Origin of the sequence: Hymenobacter sp. 102 (genome assembly GCF_049949205.1) — a bacterium.
Classification (GTDB): domain Bacteria; phylum Bacteroidota; class Bacteroidia; order Cytophagales; family Hymenobacteraceae; genus Hymenobacter.
Genome location: NZ_CP188172.1, coordinates 2,570,019 through 2,587,077 on the forward strand (window position 1 = coordinate 2,570,019; position 17,059 = coordinate 2,587,077).

A 17,059-nucleotide genomic window follows, 5' to 3' on the forward strand; every position below is an offset into this window, starting at 1 on the left:
TAACTGAGCTTTTTTTCAGCGGTTGGTTTTTAGCTGTGTTTGCTAGTATGAGAGCAGGCAGTTTTTAGCCCGCAGAGGACGCGGAGGTAGCGCAGAGGGCGCAGAGGCAGATAAGATTCGTCTGCCTCTGCGCCCTCTGCGCTACCTCCGCGTCCTCTGCGGGCTAAAACACTTGGCTTACACCAGCTTGCCGTACAGGTCGAAGTCGGAGGCCTCGGTAATCTGCACCTGGGCGAAGTCGCCGAGGCGCACGTAGGTGTCTTTGGTGGCGGGCACCAGCACTTCGTTGTCTACTTCGGGCGAGTCGTACTGGGTGCGGCCCACGAAGTAGCCGCTTTCCTTACGGTCAAACAGCACCTTGTGGGTCTGGCCCACCTTCTCCTCGTTCAGCTCCATCGAAATGCCTTGCTGCAGCTCCATAATCTGGTCGGCGCGGTCCTGCTTTACGTCGGCGGGCACGTCGTCGGGCAGGGTGAAGGAGTGCGTGTTGTCCTCGTGCGAGTAGGTAAAGATGCCCAGGCGGTCGAAGCGGGTGTCTTCCACGAAGCGGTACAGCTCCTCAAAATCCTGCTGGGTTTCGCCGGGGTGGCCGGCAATGAGGGTGGTGCGCAGGGCAATGTTGGGCACCCGCTGGCGGATGGTGTCCACCAGCTCCACCGTGCGGCGCTTGCTGATGCCGCGGCGCATGGTTTTCAGCATGTTATCCGAAATATGCTGCAGGGGCATATCCAAGTACTTGCAGATGTTGTCCCGCTCGTTCATCACGTCCAGGGCATCCATCGGGAACTGCGAGGGGTAAGCGTACTGCAGCCGGATCCAGTCGATGCCGTTCACGTCGGAGAGGTGGCGCATCAGGTCGGCCAGCTTCCGCTCGCCGTAGTGCTGCAGGCCGTAGTAGGTCAGGTCCTGGGCAATGAGAATCAGTTCCTTGGTACCCATCGAGGCCAGGCGCTTGGCTTCCTTCACCAGGTCTTCTATAGGGCGGTCCTGGTGCTTGCCCCGCATCAGCGGGATGGCGCAGAACGAGCAGGGCCGGTTGCAGCCCTCGGCAATCTTGAAGTAGGCGTAGTGTTTGGGCGTGGTCAGCAGCCGCTCGCCCACCAGCTCGTGCTTGTAGTCGGCCTCCAGCGTTTTCATGAGCTGGGGCAGTTCCAGGGTGCCAAAGAAGGCATCTACCTGCGGGATTTCCACCTCCAGGTCGTCCTTGTAGCGCTGCGAGAGGCAGCCCGTCACGTACAGCTTCTCCAGCTTGCCCGCCTCCTTTTCGTCGGCGTAGCGCAGAATGGTGTCGATGCTTTCCTGCTTGGCGTTGTCGATAAAGCCGCAGGTGTTGATGATGACGATGTTGGCGTCGCTCTTGTCGGCTTCGTGCGTTACCTCAAACTGGTTGGCGCGGAGCTGGCCCATGAGCACTTCCGAGTCCACGAGGTTCTTGGAGCACCCGAGGGTGATGACGTTGACTTTATTGGCCTGCTGGCTTCTTACTTTCATGCTGGATTGAGTAGGCGGGCGGCCGGACAATTTCTTAGCACTGAGAAACTTGCCCGCTACGGCCCGCGACGAAAAATCGGACCGCAAAGGTACGAACCCCGCAACGCCTTTTCCTACTGAGGAAGTTTCTTTGTGCGGCAGTATAGCCAGAGTGGGCACTAATGCAGAACGTCATGCTGAGCGAAGCCGAAGCACCTCTACCGCTTCGTTGTAACGAATGAGTTACTTACGGTAGAGATGCTTCGGCAAGCTCAGCATGACGTTCTTTCTTCGTCTATTCTAATTCTGTACCTACTTCTTAAACAGCGAATTCACGAACGTCGTCCGGTCGAACAGCTGCAGATCGGTCATCTTCTCGCCCACGCCGATGTAGCGCACGGGCACCTGCAGCTGGTCGCTGATGCCAATGACCACGCCGCCCTTGGCCGTGCCGTCGAGCTTGGTAATGGCCAGGGCCGATACCTCGGTGGCTTTGGTGAACTCCTTGGCCTGCAGGAAGGCATTCTGGCCGGTGCTGCCATCCAGCACCAGCAGCACCTCGTGGGGCGCGTCGGGAATCACCTTCTGCATCACGCGCTTGATTTTGCTCAGCTCGTTCATCAGGTTCACCTTGTTGTGCAGGCGGCCGGCCGTGTCGATAATCACCACATCGGCCTGCATATCCACGGCTTTCTGCACGGCATCGAAGGCTACGGCGGCGGGGTCGGTGTTCATGCCATGCGAAATGACGGGCACGCCCACCCGCTGCCCCCAAATGATGAGCTGATCCACGGCAGCGGCCCGGAAGGTATCGGCCGCGCCCAGCACCACTTTCTTACCGGCCGAGTGGAAACGGTGGGCCAGCTTACCAATGGTGGTGGTTTTGCCCACGCCGTTCACGCCCACCACCATAATCACGAAGGGTGAGCCGGTATTGTCGGGCCGGTCGAGGATGGCGCGGGAGCCGGTGGCCCCGCTGTTGCGGTCCAGCAGCTCCACAATTTCCTCGCGCAGGATGCGGTCCAGCTCCGAGGTGCTCACGTACTTGTCGCGGGCCACGCGCTTCTCGATACGGTCAATCACCTTCACCGTGGTGTCGATGCCCACATCGGCGTGCACCAGCATGGTTTCCAGGTCGTCGAGCACGGCCTCGTCCACGGTGGCTTTGCCCACCACGGCCTTGCTCAACTGGTCGAAGAAGCTGGTTTTGGTTTTCTGCAAGCCTTCATCCAGAGCCTGCTGCTGCTCCTTGCTTTCCTTATCCTTCTTGAAAAAATCGAAAAGTCCCATGCGGAGAGTAGCGCGAAGCTCCAGCTTCGCGCATCGTTGCTGACGATGAACGATGACGTGGGCACCACCCGCCGGGCGGCCCCTTCAACGGCACGCGAAGCTGGAGCTTCGCGCTACAAACGCAAAAAAGTCCCACGCTGGCGGGACTTCTTCACTTATTCAGAATTGCCACAAAGGCCAGGGCTTATTTAACGCCGGTGGCGATATAGTCCTGCACTTTGTCAACGGGCACCATTTCTTCGCGGAAGGTGTAAGCGCCGGTTTTGTCCGATTTCACAGCACGGATGACTTTTGCCCAGTCCTTGCCGGTAGCGGTTTTCAGGGTTGCTACTACTTTCTTAGCCATTGCTCAATTACTTGATTTCCTTGTGAACGGTCATCTTCTTGAGCACGTTGTTGAACTTCTTCAACTCAATGCGCTCAGGCGTGTTCTTGCGGTTCTTGGTGGTGATGTAGCGCGAGGTGCCCGGCTGCCCCGAGTTCTTATGCTCAGTGCATTCAAGGATTACCTGCACCCGGTTGCCTTTCTTAGCCATCTCGACGGGGGTTTTGGGATTAAGGACTGCAAAGGTACAAGGACTTTCGGAAAAGTCAAATGCCCAACAGCTAAATAGTTGATGGAATGTACGAAGAGTATCCGTCAGGGCCCGCCAGCGTTGGGTTTTGAGGCAGCAGCCCGGCGGTACCTACCGCAGCACCGGCAGCTTGAAATTATCCAGGGCACTGGGCTGGGTCATCATGCCCTCAATTTCCGCCACGGTACGCGGGGCTTCGCGGGAAAGGTTTTCGGAGCCGGTGCTGGTGATGAGCACGTCGTCTTCAATGCGGACGCCGATGTTCCACCACTTCTTATCGCAGGGGCTCCCCTCCGGAATATAAATACCTGGCTCCACGGTAATTACGTTGCCTGCTTGCAGGGGCTCGTAGTTGCCCCGGTCGTGTACATCCAGGCCCAGGTAGTGGCTGGTGCCGTGCGGGAAATAGGTGCGCACCTCCTCGGGCTTGCTGATAATGCCCAGCTTCAGCAGGCCGTCGGTAATCACCTTCTGGGCTGCTTTATGCGGGGCCTGAAACTCAGCTCCGGGCCTGCAGGCCGCAAAGCCGGCATCCTGGGCGGCTAGTACTATCTCGTAAATCTGGCGCTGGGCCGGGCTGAACTTGCCGCCGGGCGGAATGGTGCGCGTCACGTCGGCGGTGTAGCCGTGGTACTCGGCGCCGCAGTCCATTAGCAGCAGGTCGTTTTTTACCTGGGGCTTGTCGTTGGTGATGTAGTGCAGCACGCAGGCGTTGTTGCCGGCCCCTACAATGCTGGGGTAGCCCTCAAACTCGGCCCCGTATTTCTTGTACACGTACTCGTGCAGGCCCTGGAGCTCCATTTCGCCCATGCTGGGGGTGGTAGCCTTCATCACCTCCTGCTGCCCCACGGCACTGATGCGCACGGCCCGGCGCAATAGGGCTAGCTCCTCGGGCGTTTTCACAGCCCGCAAATTGCTGAGGATGTCGTTCAGGGTCCCTGTATCGAAGTGGGACGAGGGGCGGTTGGCCACGGCCTGCTGGCGCTCCGCGTCGGTAGTAGCTTTCAGGTAGCGCTGCACGTAGGCATCCTGGGCTACGCCGGGGTTCTGCTTGGTGAGGTTTTCGAGGTAGGGCCGCAGGTTGGCCGCGTTGCTGAGGCCGTACCGCTGAATAGTTTTGTGCAGGTCCGACTGCTCGGGATTGAAATCGGCGGGCACGGCCGCTTGCTCCCGAAATGAAGCTACCAGATTGAACAGGTCGGCCGGGTCGCGGGTATCGTCGCGCACATCGGCGGGCAGCTCCACGAACAGCACGTTGCTGAAACCGGCCCACTTGATGCCGCTGGTGGCAAAGGCTTTGTTATCGGCGGCAGCCTGCAGCCCCAGCTGCTTTTTGGCTCCTTCAGAGCCGAGCCGGTGGCCCGTCCATTGCTCCCGCTGCGGGTCGCGGGGGTCCACAAACAGTATTTCCGTTATGCCGGACTGCCCACCCACGGTTTGCGGCTCCTTGAACAAGACCAGCATACTGTTCGGCTCCTGATAACCCGTGAGGTAATACAGGTCGGGGTTCTGATGGTACACGAAGTCCACATCGTTGGCCCGGTTGCGCACCGGCGCGGCAAACACCACGGCCACCGAGCCGGCCGGCATGGCCTGCCGGACCAGCTCGCGCCGCTGCTTGTGGAAAGCCGGAGTCAGCAGGTCGGCCGGGTGGTCGGTGCTAACGGGGTTTTGGGCCTGAGCGGCGGGCACGGCCGTAACCAGCGTGGCGGCCAGCAGCAGCGGCCGGAAAGTGCGGGCGAAGAAGGGAGTAGGCATAGCGGAGCAAAGACTGCCGCGCGGCGCATGCGTTGCGCGCAAACCGGCAGCCCGGCGAAGGTACCAGCCCGGCCCGACAGTTGACCAGCTCCGAAAACATAAAAAACGCGAAGCTTCCGCGGCTACATTCAGGATAACCCGAATGCTAAGCCGCGGAAGCTTCGCGAAAAAAATCGACTGAATTTCTCGGCGCGAGAAACTAGTACACGATGAAGCCCTGCTCCTTCGCCTTCTTCAGGACCGACATGATGCCGTTCTTGTTGATGGTGCGGATGGTGCTGGTAGCCACTTTCAACGTAACCCAGGCGTCCTGCTCAGGGATGTAGAAACGCTTCTTCTGCAGGTTCGGGTAGAACTTGCGCTTGGTTTTGTTGTTGGCGTGCGAAACGTTGTTGCCTACGCGGGTACGCTTGCCAGTAAGGTCACAAACACGGGCCATGATATCAGAAAGTTGAGTGTTACAAAGCAGAAAAACGGGGCCGCAAATATCGGAATTAATATTTCGAAATCAAACCGCCTCGCTGGAAAATAGCGGGTTAGGTAAAAAAGATGTCGAAAGCACGAGGCCGAAAGCGAAATCAGGTTGCTCTCCCCGGGCCGGCGTGGCAGCTGTTGGCAACGGCAAAGGCCGCGTACATCCGGCGCCTAGGGGCACGGGTTGGTTTTTCGGCAGACGTGAACCCACGGGCCTGCCGTGGTTGCTATTTTTCACTTTTCGCTTCCTTTTTCCGCCAGGGGCAGTGCCGGCAGCCGCTGCCGCAGCAGTAGCCCCGCCGCCGATGATACTGCTCCGTAAACACCAGATAGCCTTCGGGAGTATAGTAAAAGTCGCCGGGCTGAAGGGGCTGAGGAGCGGGCTGGGGCACGGGCTGCAGGTTGGGTGAGGCAGCAAGTTACGTATTGGGGACAAGGTGAGGTGGCAACCCCTATCTTGCTCTTCCATTTCAGCTACTGGTATGCGTGTGCTGCGGCCTATTTTGTTTTTTCTGTGCACCAGCCCGCTGGTAGTAGCAGCCCAGCCAGAACCGGCAGGGCCCTGGCAGCTCGTGCGACAGGTAACGCAGGCTCCGGCTACCCTTCCTGCCCTGCCCCTGAAAGAAGCACACCGTACCTTGGGGGGGGCCCGGCAGCAGTTTCGGCAGGGCTTGCCGGCCGGGGCGCAGCTGTACGTGGTGGCCCGGGGACTAAACGAAGCGGCTACCCCGGAGCTGCTGGTAGTGCGGGTGCAGAGCTGGCAGGGCCCGCAGCTGAAAGGCCTCATCATGCGAGCCGAAACAACCGCACCGCCTGCCCCCATTGAGCTGCCGGAAAGTGCCGTGCAGGACTGGCTGCTGCTGTTTGGCACCGGCCGGGAAGAAGGCAATTATTTGGGCAAATACTGGGACCTGGAGGAGCGTCTGGCAGAGCAGGAGTAGTCACTTCCGGTGCGCTTATCCCCCGTTGCCTTGACCGACCAGCCTGGTTTGCGTAGTTTTGAGAACACCCATCCATTCCCGTTTCGCTTATGTTGATGTCCGCCCACCTCCCTGCTACTGATACTGCCACCCGTAGCCGCAGCCAGGAGCTGATGGCTCTGGAAGACCACTACGGAGCCCACAACTACCATCCGCTGCCCGTGGTGCTGAGCCGGGGCGAGGGCGTACACCTCTGGGACGTGGAGGGCAAACGGTACTACGATTTTCTATCAGCCTACTCAGCCGTGAACCAGGGCCACTGCCACCCCCGCATCATTGGGGCGCTGACGGAGCAGGCGCAAAAACTTACGCTCACTTCGCGGGCGTTCTTCAACGACCAGCTGGGCCCGGCCGAGAAGCAGCTCTGCGAGCTGTTCAACTACGACAAGGCGCTGCTGATGAACTCCGGAGCCGAGGCCGTGGAAACCGCCCTTAAGCTGGCCCGCAAGTGGGGCTATCAGGAGAAGGGCATTGCGCCCAACCAGGCCCGCATTCTGGTGGCCGAGCACAACTTCCACGGCCGCACCACCGGCATTATTTCCTTCAGCACCGACGGCGACTCTACCGGCGGCTTCGGGCCGTACATGCCCGGCTACCAGGTAGTGCCCTATGATGATCTGGTGGCGCTGGAAGAGGCACTGCAAGACCCGCATGTGTGCGGCTTTCTGGTAGAGCCCATCCAAGGGGAAGCGGGTGTAATGGTACCTTCGGAAGGCTACCTGGCCAAGGCTGCGGCCCTGTGCAAGGCCCGTAACGTGCTGTTTATTGCCGATGAAATTCAGACGGGTCTGGGCCGCACCGGCGAGCTGCTGGCCGTGTGCTACGAGGGCGTGCACGCCGATATTCTGATTCTGGGCAAGGCCCTGAGTGGAGGCGTGCTGCCGGTGTCGGCGGTGCTGGCCCGCAACGAAATCATGCTCACCATTCAGCCCGGGCAGCATGGCTCCACCTTCGGCGGCAACCCGCTGGCGTGCGTAGTGCTGCGGGCGGCCCTGGATGTGCTGGTGGAGGAGCGCCTGACGGCCAATGCCAAGGCCTTGGGTGAAGTATTCCGGGAGCGGATGCGCCGGGTGCAGCAGCAGCGCCCCGAGGTGGTGGAACTGGTGCGCGGCAAAGGCCTGCTTAACGCCGTCGTCATCAAGCCCTCGGCCGATGGCCGCACGGCCTGGGACGTGTGCGTGACCCTGATGGAGCGGGGCCTGCTGGCCAAACCCACCCACGGCGACATTATCCGGTTTGCCCCGCCGCTGGTAATCAACGAAGAGCAACTGCACGAAGCCTGCGACATCATTGAGCAGGTAATCCGGGAGTTTTAAGGCGGCCACCTGCTGGCTGATTAAGCACGATGAACGGCTGGCGTCCTGCGGGAAGCCAGCCGTTCATCGTGGTGGAGGCGCCGTTCACCGGCCCCCGCTTTTGCCCGCCGACAATTTTATTTCGCTGGCAGTCTGGGGTGGGCGGTTGACCGAAGAAGTCGGTTTGGCGGCAGTGGGAGGCCGTACCTTTGGTACACTTCTCCCTTAAAGCCTACTTGTTATGCGTGCTCTTCGGATAGTTTTATTCTGCGGTATTCTCGCTCTGCTGGCCAGCTGCCAGACCACCCGGGCCACGTTTATCTCCCGCACGCTGGGCACCGTAGCATCTTTCCCCGCCGACTCGGCCAGCACCGTGCTGCTGCTGCACGATTCGCAGGGCCCGCAGGCCACCCGCGCCATCATGACGGCGGCCGAAGCTGCCTCGTACCGGCAGCAGTAAACCAGCCGCCCTTTCCCCGATACAGCCGCTCCCCTCAGATACCTAGTTTGCCGTGCTTCTGCCTGCTCAGGCCGAAGCACGGCGTTTTTTTTAGCCCGTGCAGACGCCACCAGGTCAGTTAACAGTCAACCTCGGGCAGTTTGTCGCTACTTTGGGGCATGCAAGTAACCACCCGCCTGTGCTGCGGCCTGCTCCTGACGGTGCTCAGCAGCTGCCGTAGTGAGCAGACTGCCTTTTCCTTTCGCGCTGCAACTTCTGTAGCTGTACTGCCGGCAGCACCCTCCCCCCCAGCCCCGGCCCCAGCCCACAATCCGGAAGTACCGGTAGCTCAGCAAAGGGTGGAAGTAGCCGCTCATCGAGCGGCCCGGCCTCAGGCTACGGGCCCGCAACGGCACGTCGCGGTTACTTCCAATCCCCAGATCCAACTCATCCGGCCCTTCGCAGCGCAACACCTGCACCCCGAAACCGCCGCCCGGCCCCAGCAACCAACCCGCCACGATACCCTGCACATTCTTCTGGGTGGGCTGCTGATTCTAGGCGGCATCGTAGGCGGTATTGCCCTGGGCGGCTGGTTGGGCCTGGGGGTGGGCGCGGTGGTGGTGCTGCTGGGCTATTACTTTCTGGTGCTGGGCATTGGCGGCAAGCACGCCTGGCTGGAGATATTTCAGGAATTCTTCAATATGTAGCGCGGCAGACGGCGCCGCGGGAAGCGGCTCGGCACCCGGTTGAATCCGGTTCGGCTGCAACCTTACCTTTGCTCCCGCTGTTCTATCCCGTCTTACCAATTGACCTCAACGATGCCCAACGTACCCACGCACCGCCCGCGCCGCAACCGCAAATCTCAGGTTATCCGCGACATGGTGCAGGAAACGCACCTCGCCACCCACGATTTCATCTACCCGATTTTTATTACCGAAGGACAGAACCAGCAGATTGCCATTAAGTCGATGCCGGGGATTCACCGGTTCTCGGCCGACCGGGTTATCGACGAAATTGGCCGCTGCGTGGAGCTGGGCATTAAAAGCTTCGCCCCGTTTCCGCAGGTGAACGAGGCGTTGAAGGACCGGCTGGCCCGGGAATCGGCCAACATGGACGGCCTGTACCTGAAAACGGTGGCCGACATCAAGCGGCAGTTTCCCGACGTGGTGCTGATGACTGACGTGGCCATGGACCCTTACTCCTCCGATGGGCACGACGGCGTGGTGGACGCTGAATCGGGCGAAATCCTGAACGATGCTTCCCTGGAAGTGCTGGGCCAGATGGCGCTGGCACAGGCCCGGGCCGGAGCCGACATCATTGGCCCTTCGGATATGATGGATGGGCGCGTGGCCTGGATCCGGGAGGTGCTGGACAGCAACGGCTTTTCGGGCGTGAGCATCATGAGCTACACGGCCAAGTACGCTTCCGCCTTCTACGGTCCCTTCCGCGACGCGCTGGACTCGGCCCCGAAAAAAGGCGACAAGAAAAGCTACCAGATGAACCCCGCCAACCGCCGCGAGGCCCTGCGCGAACTGGCCCTCGATGAGCAGGAAGGCGCCGACATAGTGATGATTAAGCCCGCCCTAAGCTACCTGGACGTGATTCGGGAAGTGCGCGACAACACCCAACTGCCCGTGACGGCCTACAACGTATCGGGCGAGTACGCCATGGTGAAGGCCGCCGCCCAGCAGGGCTGGCTGGATGGGGAAAAGACGATGATGGAAGTGCTCACCAGCATCAAGCGGGCCGGGGCCGATGCCATTCTGACCTACTTCGCCAAAGAAGCCGCCGAGGTGCTGCGGCGCGGGTAACGGCCCTCTTTTCGTCTGTCATCCTGAGTCCAGCGAAGGAACTCACCAGTAAAGAACGCCCCCGTATTCAACGACTTGCTCTTGCTCGGTAAGGTCCTTCGCGGGGCTCAGGGTGACACGCTTTTCTCCCCATCATCCTCTTACCCCTCAGCCAGATGCTCCGCCTTGCTACCGCAACCGATATTCCGGCTGTTCTGCACCTGATCCGCCAGGTGGTGCCATTGATGCAGGCCAGCGGCAATTTTCAGTGGACTGCTGACTACCCGAACGAAGAAGTGTTTCAACGGGACATTCAGCAGGGCCATTTGTGGGTGGCGGAGCTGGCTGGGCAGATTGCCGCCGTGGCCGCCCTCACCCACAACGACCAGGACCCCGAGTATGCCCAGGCCGACTGGGACGTGGCCGAGCCTGCCCTGGTTACGCACCGCCTGGCAGTGTCACCGGCGGCCCAGGGCCACGGGCTGGCGGCGGCTTTATTGGCCCAGGCAGAGAGGCTGGCGCAGCAGCAGGGTTTGCGGGTGCTGCGCGTGGATACCAACTCCGAGAACCGGGCCACGCAGCAGCTGTTTCCGAAGCTGGGTTACCGGTTTGCGGGCGAGATTACGCTGGCGTTCCGGCCAGGCCTGCGGTTTTTCTGCTACGAGAAGCGGCTGGCGTAGCCGGCCACCACCCGCATCAACTCTGGTCGGGCAGCGGGTCAGTGGGGGCAGGATTTACATGGCTCGGTGTACCAGCAAACGGCCAGCGGCCCAGGCGGCGGCTCCAGAGCAGGAATACCACCGTACCCAGCACCATCATCAGTAAAGCCCCTGCCTGGAAGGGCAGAAACACCGTTGTGCCGAGCACCGCCACCTGAATACCTTCCCGGATACTGGCAAATACCCACAGCCACACGGCTACGGCCACCACCACGGGCAGCGGGTACAGGGGCATCCGGAAGGGCAGCCCCGCCACCCCGCGCCGACGGCGCAGCAGCACCACGCCAATTGCCTGCCCCACAAACTGCACCAGGATGCGCATGGCCAGAATGGCGCTGATAACCTCGCCCAGCTTAAACAGCAGGCTAAATACGAAACCCACGCCCCCCAGTAGCAGCAACGACACGTGCGGAAAGTGCTTGGTAGGGTGCGTGCGGGCAAATACCGGCAGGAACTCTCCGTCGGCCGCCGCCGCGTAGGGGATGCGCGAGTAGCCCAGCAGCACCGCAAACAGGGAGGCAAACGCCACCCACAGCACCAGGGCCGTAGCCGCTTTAGCCGCTGTGGCCCCGTACAGGCGCTCCACAAAGGTGCTCACGATAAACTCGGACTGCCCGGCTTCCTGCCACGGAATAACCGAGCCCACGCTCCAGTTCAGCAGCAGATACAGGGCCATAATACCCAGGATACTCAGGAAGATACTGCGCGGAATCAGCTTGTGGGGTTCCTGCACCTCCCCGCCCAGGTGGCACACGTTATAGTAGCCCAGGTAGCTATAGATGGTTTTGACGGTGGCCTGCCCCATAGCCGCTGACAGCAGCACGCCGGGCAGCGCCCCCGCCCCCCCGGCCGGCAGCCACTGCACTGGCTGGGTGGCGTGCGTGAGCCCCCCGAAAATCAGCCAGCCCATGAGGCCCAGCACGCCCACGCACAGCAGCACGCCCAGCCGGCCCACTTCCTCAATGCGGCGGTAAAGCAGCGCAATGAGCAGCAGCACCACCACTCCCGATACCAGCTTGGGCTGCCACCACTCAGTGAGGGGCACCAGGTAGCCGAAGTACTGCGCAAATCCAATGGCCCCCGAGGCTACCACCAGCGGAGCCTGCACCAGCGTCTGCCACACGTACAGAAACGACATCAGCCGGCCCCAGGTATGCTCGCCGTAGGCCAGCTTCAGGAAACGGTAGGAGCCGCCGGCTTCGGGGTAGGCGGCCCCCAGCTCACTCCAGATCAGCCCGTCCACCAGGCTCAGGCCCGCGCCCACTACCCAGGCCAGCAGAAAGTGGGGGCCCATAAACCCCATCACCAGCGGCAGCGTCACGAAGGGCCCGATACCCACCATGTCAATCATGTTGAGGGCCGTGGCCTGCACCAGCCCCAGACGGCGGCGCAGGGGCGGGGGGCTGGACGAAGTATCGGGAGCGGAGGAGAGGTTGGGCATGCAGAGAGGAGCTTGGAGTTGCTAAAGCTGCAGCCGCCCCAAATGTTCTGGGAGGAAGCAGGTCCGGCCGGAGTGCCTGGTTAACCCCAGCCCGCCGCCCCCCGTACCATGCCCGCACCTTACCCTACGCTATGGCCGGTACTTCTTCCTCTAAAATTGCCATTTACGGGGCCATCGGGGCCAACGTCGCCATTGCCATCAGCAAGTTTGTGGCGGCATTTTTCACCGGCAGCTCGGCTATGCTTTCCGAGGGTATTCATTCCCTGGTAGATAGTGGCAACGGGCTGCTTATCCTGTACGGGGTGAGGCAGTCGGAAAAGCCAGCCGATGCCCGGCATCCCTTCGGGCGCAGCAAGGAGCTGTATTTCTGGTCCTTGATTGTAGCCATTCTGGTATTCTCGGTGGGCGGGGGCATGTCGTTTTACGAAGGTGTGGAACACCTCAAGCACCCGGCCCCCATCACCGACCCTACCTGGAACTATGTGGTGCTGGGCCTGTCCTTGCTGTTCGAGGGCACTTCTTTTTTTCTGGCATTGCGGGAGTTCAACAAAACCCGGGGCACCGATGGCTTCTGGACGACGCTGGGCCGCAGCAAAGACCCGTCAATATTTGCCATTCTGATGGAGGACCTGGCTGCTTTGGTGGGGCTGGTGCTGGCCCTGGCCGGGGTGTACTTCGGGCACGCCTTCAATAATCCGTACTTTGATGGCGGGGCGTCCATCTGCATCGGGGTGCTGCTGGTATCAGTGGCCATTTTCCTGATTTATAAGACCAAAGGACTGCTGGTAGGGGAAGGCGTGGACGATGCTACCCTCGACAGCCTGGAGGCTCTGGCTCACGCCCAGACGGGCGTGGAGCAGGTGCGCCGCCCCCTCACCATGTACATGGGCCCCCACGATGTGGTGCTGGCCCTGGACGTGGAGTTTCACGACCACCTTTCGGCCAACGAGGTGGAGCAGGCCGTAGACCGGCTGCAGGATGCCATCCGGGCCAGGCACCCCGAGTTCAAGCGCATTTTTGTGGAAGCCAAAGGCCTGACCGGTAAACACCGCTACCCTTCCGTTACTGATTCACCCTCCCCCCAGATTTAGCCACCCCGGCGCTGCGGGTTCTGCCTTTCCTTTCTGCTATGCAATATGACTTTCTCTCAGATTCTCCCTTCCGCTCCTTCTGGATGGCCGGTTTTGAGTGTACCGACCAGCAGAACGCCTTCGGACACCGGGTGGACTTTCTGACCCTTACCGGCCACTTGCAGCTCTTGAATGAGGACTACCAGGCCATTCAGGAGGTGGGGCTGCACACCGTGCGCGAAGGCATCCGTTGGAGCCAGGTGGAAAAAACGCCTTACCACTACGACTGGAGCACCGTGCTAACCCTGCTACAGGCCGGCCGCCGCCACGGCGTGCAACAGGTATGGGACTTGTGCCACTTCGGCTACCCCGACGACCTGACGCCTTTGCACCCGATGTTTGCCCGCCGGTTTGCCCACTTGTGTCGGGCCTTTGTGGCATTCTACCGGGAGCATTGCCCCGCGGAAACACTCATTATCACGCCCATCAATGAGGTGAGCTTCATGAGCTGGCTGGGCGGTGATGTGCGCGGCACCTCGCCCTACTGCGTGGGCCAGGGCTGGGAGGTAAAACGGGGGCTGATGCGCGCCTACATCGAGGGGGTGGCCGCCCTGCGTGAGGCCGACCCCACCGTCCGGATTCTGACCACTGAGCCGCTCATCAGCATCGTGCCGCGCCCCGGAGCTGGCCCCGCCGAAGTGCGCCGGGCCCGGGAGTTCGACCTTAACCAGTTTCAGAGCGTGGACATGCTGGCGGGCCGGCTGTGTCCGGAGCTGGGCGGCCGCCCTGAGTACCTGGATCTGCTGGGCTTCAACTACTACTACGACAACCAGTGGCAGCTGGAGCCGCGCATCACCTTGGGCTGGGCCAACGAGTACCACGACCCCCGGTTCCGGCCTCTGAGCCAGCTGCTGGAGCGGGCGTACCGCCGCTACAACCGCCCGGTGGTGCTCACCGAAACCAGCCACCCCGGCGAGGACCGGGCCCCCTGGCTGCGCATGATTGCCCGGGAGGCCGCCTCCGCACTGCGCGCCGGGGTGCCGCTGCTGGGCGTCTGCCTCTATCCCATCATCGACCGGCCCGACTGGGACCACCTCACGCCCTGGCACCGGGCCGGCCTCTGGGATGCGGACGTGGCCCAGCCCGTTCCCGGCCTCACCCGCGTATTGCACGCGCCCTCCGCTGAAGCCCTGCTGTGGGCCCAGCACTACGTGGCGGAGGCCCTGCCCCAGCCAGTTGACGTACCCTTGCTTACCCTTTAACACCCTCCCATGCCTGCTTCCTCCGAGGCGGACCTGCTCCGGCAGTTTCGCCAGGCTTTCGCCGATGTCAACCTCTCCCCCACCGAAGCCCGCCAGCTCCGCGAACAGCTTACTGAGTTTCAGCAACAGCACGGCAACGTGGACCAGCTGCGCCACCAGCTGTTCGAGCTGGCCAGGGAGCGGTTCAACACGTTCAAGGACAAGGCGGTGATTGAGTGGCTGGAAGCGGCCAGTGCCCTGCTGCCGGCTCCCGCGCCTTCAGGAGCATCTGCGAATTCCCGGGCCGGCAGCGCCCAGGTATATTTCAGCCCCAATGATGAGTGTGTGGCTGCCATCCGCCAGTTTCTTATCGGGGCGCAGCACACCCTGGATCTGTGCGTATTCACCGTGGCCGATGACCGCCTGACGGATGCCATTCTGATTGCCCACCAGCGCGGAGTACGGGTGCGCCTGCTCACCGACGATGAAAAGCTGTTCGACCGGGGCTCGGATGTGCGCCAGCTACGGGATGCTGGGGTACCCGTGCGCACCGATCAGTCGGCAAACCATATGCACCACAAGTTTGCCCTGGCCGATAATCGGGCCGTGCTAACCGGTAGCTATAACTGGACCCGCTCGGCCGCCGAGTTCAACCTCGAAAACTTTCTGATATCCGCCGACCCGTTCATCGTGGATCAGTACGCGGCCGAGTTTTCCCGGCTCTGGGACCACCTGCCGGAGTTTGTCGGCTAACGGCATACGTGGCTAACTAACCGGCCGGGCGGGCGCAGCAGTTGCTGCGCCCGCCCGGCCGGTTGACTTTTATGCCCTTACAAAGGCTATTTGCCGGTGGCAGCACCCACTTCCGGAGCATCGGCTGCGGGCCGACGAATAGAAATCAACTGCCGGGTGTTGGTGATACCCACCGTGAGACTCAGGTAATAGTCGCCGGCGGGCAGGCCCGTGAAATCCAGGGTCTGGTGGTGAGCCCCGGCCGCTTGTTTACGGTAATCGGAAACGCGGACGGCCGTTCCGTTCTGGTTGTAGAGCACCCAACCCATGGGCCGGGCCTCACCCAGCGTGTACGACATCTGCATAACGCCGTTGGAAGGGTTGGGATACACACTCATGTTGTTGGCCCCTACGCCGGGCACGCTGGGTGCCCCGGCCAGCATGGGTTCTTCTACCGGCTTTACGGGTATCAGCTTCCACTGCTGGTTGGTGGCTCCGGTGTATTTGAGCTGTTGCAGACCGCCCTGCAGTGTGTCGCCGTAGGTAATTACCTTTTTGCGGACGTGATGGGGCGTAAGCTTGTAGTAGCCCTCCCCGGTTTCCTCAATTTTCCAGCGTTGGTTGTAGCCGCTATAGTACGTCCACACGCTCAGCGGTGCCCCATTAGAGGTAGAGCTGCCCAGTACTTCCAGCACTTTATTGCTGCCTGGCAGCACCAACCGGTATAAGCCTTCACCGGCGGGCTCAATGCGCCACTGGGCTTCCTCTTTCGCCCCGGCCACTTGGGCAGCCAGTTGCTCAGCCCGGGTAGCCGGGCGGTCCTGGCCTACCTTCAGCGGCCGGCCCGTAGAGCGCACCGTGAGCGTGTACAGGCCCGAAAGGTCGGCGGGGGGCTTCACCTCGGCCACTTCCTTCGCCGGTTTAGGCGGTTTCACGGGCTTGGGAGCCTTTTCGGCCGGGGCAGGTTTGGCGGCTTTGGCCGGAGCCTGCGCCACGGGTTTGGGGGCGGGCTTGGCCGCCGGGGCCGTTTTGGCGGCTACGGCCGGTTTCGCCGGGGCAGGTTTGGCAGCGGCCGGCTTGGGGGCGGCGTTGGGGTTGGGTGTCGGAACGGCTTTGGCTTTGGCTACCGGCGGCGGACCGGCGGGGTCGGGCGTGGTGGGTGAGCCCAGCGGATACAGGTTGCCCGAAGGAATGACCTGCGCTATCTGCCCGGGTGGCACCCATTGCAACTGAATGCCCGCGGTGCCGTCGGCATCGTTATACTCCAGCTTGATGGTAGTTTTCTCCCCGGCCGCCAGCGTTACCGTGGCGTCATCGGTACTGCTGGGCTTGCGGCCATTCCAGGTATCCAGCACTTTCTTGCCATTCACCCACAGCCGCACCTCATCGGAGGTAACGGCCACGAAGCGGTAGCGGCCCGTGGTGGGTGCGGCCAGCAGCCCTTCCCAGCGCACCGAGAAGTTATCGGTGGGAAGCTCGGGCGCCGGGGCACCCGCTCCCCACTTAAAGTCAATTACCGCATCCTGCCGCTTCAGCACGGGGGCTCCGGCCAAGGAGCCGTTGTTGTAGTAAAAAGCCGTGAGCCCGGTACCCCACCCTTGCACCGGCAAGGGGCTGATTTTCGACTCAACCGTTTTCCCGGGCAGTTCCGTAGCCGAAACAGCTGGTAGCAAACCGGTTAGGCTTACTCCCAAAACAGAGCAAAAAAGTAGATACCGCACAGGCTGAAAAGCGTTGAATGGAGACAGGCGAAGGTAAAACCAGGCATCTGAAAAGGGCCCAAAA

Annotated in this window: 18 protein-coding genes; 9 read left to right on the forward strand and 9 right to left on the reverse strand. The window is 61.6% G+C overall.

Annotated features, from left to right (window positions below):
• Positions 1–177 precede the first annotated feature (177 nt).
• From rimO to ACN19L_RS11060, 7 genes are all read right to left on the reverse strand, one after another.
• Complete coding sequence (rimO, locus tag ACN19L_RS11030; RefSeq protein ID WP_426493533.1) at positions 178–1,491, reverse strand: 30S ribosomal protein S12 methylthiotransferase RimO; 1,314 nt, start codon at positions 1,489–1,491, stop codon at positions 178–180.
• A 291-nt stretch (positions 1,492–1,782) separates the two neighbouring features.
• Complete coding sequence (gene ftsY / locus ACN19L_RS11035; RefSeq protein WP_125417326.1) at positions 1,783–2,760, reverse strand: signal recognition particle-docking protein FtsY; 978 nt, start codon at positions 2,758–2,760, stop codon at positions 1,783–1,785.
• A 184-nt stretch (positions 2,761–2,944) separates the two neighbouring features.
• Entirely contained in the window at positions 2,945–3,106 is a 162-nt protein-coding gene (locus ACN19L_RS11040; RefSeq protein ID WP_125417325.1) for a DUF4295 domain-containing protein, read from the reverse strand.
• Between the two features lie 7 nt (positions 3,107–3,113).
• On the reverse strand, positions 3,114–3,296 hold the full coding sequence (gene rpmG / locus ACN19L_RS11045; RefSeq protein ID WP_022825071.1) for a 50S ribosomal protein L33: 183 nt from the start codon (positions 3,294–3,296) through the stop codon (positions 3,114–3,116).
• 150 nt (positions 3,297–3,446) lie between these two features.
• The gene (locus tag ACN19L_RS11050) at positions 3,447–5,093 is read right to left on the reverse strand and encodes an aminopeptidase P N-terminal domain-containing protein (RefSeq protein ID WP_426493534.1); all 1,647 of its coding nucleotides are present in this window, start codon (positions 5,091–5,093) and stop codon (positions 3,447–3,449) included.
• A gap of 199 nt (positions 5,094–5,292) precedes the next feature.
• Positions 5,293–5,532: a 50S ribosomal protein L28 gene (gene rpmB / locus ACN19L_RS11055; protein WP_044003635.1), complete on the reverse strand. Its 240-nt coding sequence runs from the start codon at positions 5,530–5,532 to the stop codon at positions 5,293–5,295.
• A gap of 262 nt (positions 5,533–5,794) precedes the next feature.
• Complete coding sequence (locus ACN19L_RS11060) at positions 5,795–5,959, reverse strand: DUF5522 domain-containing protein (protein ID WP_426493535.1); 165 nt, start codon at positions 5,957–5,959, stop codon at positions 5,795–5,797.
• 90 nt (positions 5,960–6,049) lie between these two features.
• Here ACN19L_RS11060 and ACN19L_RS11065 point away from each other — a divergent pair, with 90 nt between their 5' ends.
• The 6 genes from ACN19L_RS11065 to ACN19L_RS11090 all read left to right on the forward strand — a co-directional run bounded on the left by ACN19L_RS11065 (position 6,050) and on the right by ACN19L_RS11090 (position 10,751).
• Positions 6,050–6,508, forward strand: coding sequence for a hypothetical protein (locus ACN19L_RS11065; RefSeq protein WP_426493536.1), 459 nt, complete (start codon positions 6,050–6,052; stop codon positions 6,506–6,508).
• A 95-nt stretch (positions 6,509–6,603) separates the two neighbouring features.
• Complete coding sequence (gene rocD, locus ACN19L_RS11070; protein ID WP_426493537.1) at positions 6,604–7,863, forward strand: ornithine--oxo-acid transaminase; 1,260 nt, start codon at positions 6,604–6,606, stop codon at positions 7,861–7,863.
• 220 nt (positions 7,864–8,083) lie between these two features.
• Positions 8,084–8,302 (forward strand): hypothetical protein, encoded by a 219-nt coding sequence (locus tag ACN19L_RS11075; protein WP_426493538.1) that lies wholly within the window; start codon positions 8,084–8,086, stop codon positions 8,300–8,302.
• Positions 8,303–8,460: 158 nt separating this feature from the next.
• A complete protein-coding gene (locus ACN19L_RS11080; RefSeq protein ID WP_426493539.1) occupies positions 8,461–8,988 on the forward strand; it encodes a hypothetical protein in 528 nt (175 codons plus the stop codon).
• A 111-nt stretch (positions 8,989–9,099) separates the two neighbouring features.
• Entirely contained in the window at positions 9,100–10,092 is a 993-nt protein-coding gene (hemB, locus tag ACN19L_RS11085) for a porphobilinogen synthase (protein ID WP_426493540.1), read from the forward strand.
• Positions 10,093–10,247: 155 nt separating this feature from the next.
• On the forward strand, positions 10,248–10,751 hold the full coding sequence (locus ACN19L_RS11090; RefSeq protein WP_426493541.1) for an N-acetyltransferase family protein: 504 nt from the start codon (positions 10,248–10,250) through the stop codon (positions 10,749–10,751).
• A 16-nt stretch (positions 10,752–10,767) separates the two neighbouring features.
• Here the strand turns inward: ACN19L_RS11090 and ACN19L_RS11095 are convergent, their stop codons facing one another.
• On the reverse strand, positions 10,768–12,231 hold the full coding sequence (locus ACN19L_RS11095; protein ID WP_426493542.1) for an APC family permease: 1,464 nt from the start codon (positions 12,229–12,231) through the stop codon (positions 10,768–10,770).
• A gap of 131 nt (positions 12,232–12,362) precedes the next feature.
• On the opposite strand from ACN19L_RS11095, the gene ACN19L_RS11100 reads away from it, so the two are divergent.
• Genes ACN19L_RS11100 through ACN19L_RS11110 form a run of 3 tightly spaced genes read left to right on the forward strand, consistent with a single transcriptional unit; the run spans position 12,363 to position 15,295 of the window.
• Positions 12,363–13,322 (forward strand): cation diffusion facilitator family transporter, encoded by a 960-nt coding sequence (locus ACN19L_RS11100; protein ID WP_426493543.1) that lies wholly within the window; start codon positions 12,363–12,365, stop codon positions 13,320–13,322.
• A gap of 38 nt (positions 13,323–13,360) precedes the next feature.
• Positions 13,361–14,563, forward strand: a complete 1,203-nt coding sequence (locus ACN19L_RS11105) for an amine oxidase (RefSeq protein WP_426493544.1) — start codon at positions 13,361–13,363, stop codon at positions 14,561–14,563.
• Between the two features lie 9 nt (positions 14,564–14,572).
• The gene (locus ACN19L_RS11110; protein ID WP_426493545.1) at positions 14,573–15,295 is read left to right on the forward strand and encodes a phospholipase D-like domain-containing protein; all 723 of its coding nucleotides are present in this window, start codon (positions 14,573–14,575) and stop codon (positions 15,293–15,295) included.
• 86 nt (positions 15,296–15,381) lie between these two features.
• Here ACN19L_RS11110 and ACN19L_RS11115 read toward each other — a convergent pair whose 3' ends face one another.
• Positions 15,382–16,947 (reverse strand): PA14 domain-containing protein, encoded by a 1,566-nt coding sequence (locus ACN19L_RS11115; RefSeq protein ID WP_426493546.1) that lies wholly within the window; start codon positions 16,945–16,947, stop codon positions 15,382–15,384.
• Between the last annotated feature and the right edge of the window lie 112 nt (positions 16,948–17,059).

Coding starts and splice junctions, on each gene's coding strand:
- rimO (WP_426493533.1), bottom strand. CDS start 1,491: ATGAAAGTAAGAAGCCAGCAGGCCAATAAAGTCAACGTCATCACCCTC.
- ftsY (WP_125417326.1), bottom strand. CDS start 2,760: ATGGGACTTTTCGATTTTTTCAAGAAGGATAAGGAAAGCAAGGAGCAG.
- ACN19L_RS11040 (WP_125417325.1), bottom strand. CDS start 3,106: ATGGCTAAGAAAGTAGTAGCAACCCTGAAAACCGCTACCGGCAAGGAC.
- rpmG (WP_022825071.1), bottom strand. CDS start 3,296: ATGGCTAAGAAAGGCAACCGGGTGCAGGTAATCCTTGAATGCACTGAG.
- ACN19L_RS11050 (WP_426493534.1), bottom strand. CDS start 5,093: ATGCCTACTCCCTTCTTCGCCCGCACTTTCCGGCCGCTGCTGCTGGCC.
- rpmB (WP_044003635.1), bottom strand. CDS start 5,532: ATGGCCCGTGTTTGTGACCTTACTGGCAAGCGTACCCGCGTAGGCAAC.
- ACN19L_RS11065 (WP_426493536.1), top strand. CDS start 6,050: ATGCGTGTGCTGCGGCCTATTTTGTTTTTTCTGTGCACCAGCCCGCTG.
- rocD (WP_426493537.1), top strand. CDS start 6,604: ATGTCCGCCCACCTCCCTGCTACTGATACTGCCACCCGTAGCCGCAGC.
- ACN19L_RS11075 (WP_426493538.1), top strand. CDS start 8,084: ATGCGTGCTCTTCGGATAGTTTTATTCTGCGGTATTCTCGCTCTGCTG.
- ACN19L_RS11080 (WP_426493539.1), top strand. CDS start 8,461: ATGCAAGTAACCACCCGCCTGTGCTGCGGCCTGCTCCTGACGGTGCTC.
- hemB (WP_426493540.1), top strand. CDS start 9,100: ATGCCCAACGTACCCACGCACCGCCCGCGCCGCAACCGCAAATCTCAG.
- ACN19L_RS11090 (WP_426493541.1), top strand. CDS start 10,248: ATGCTCCGCCTTGCTACCGCAACCGATATTCCGGCTGTTCTGCACCTG.
- ACN19L_RS11095 (WP_426493542.1), bottom strand. CDS start 12,231: ATGCCCAACCTCTCCTCCGCTCCCGATACTTCGTCCAGCCCCCCGCCC.
- ACN19L_RS11100 (WP_426493543.1), top strand. CDS start 12,363: ATGGCCGGTACTTCTTCCTCTAAAATTGCCATTTACGGGGCCATCGGG.
- ACN19L_RS11105 (WP_426493544.1), top strand. CDS start 13,361: ATGCAATATGACTTTCTCTCAGATTCTCCCTTCCGCTCCTTCTGGATG.
- ACN19L_RS11110 (WP_426493545.1), top strand. CDS start 14,573: ATGCCTGCTTCCTCCGAGGCGGACCTGCTCCGGCAGTTTCGCCAGGCT.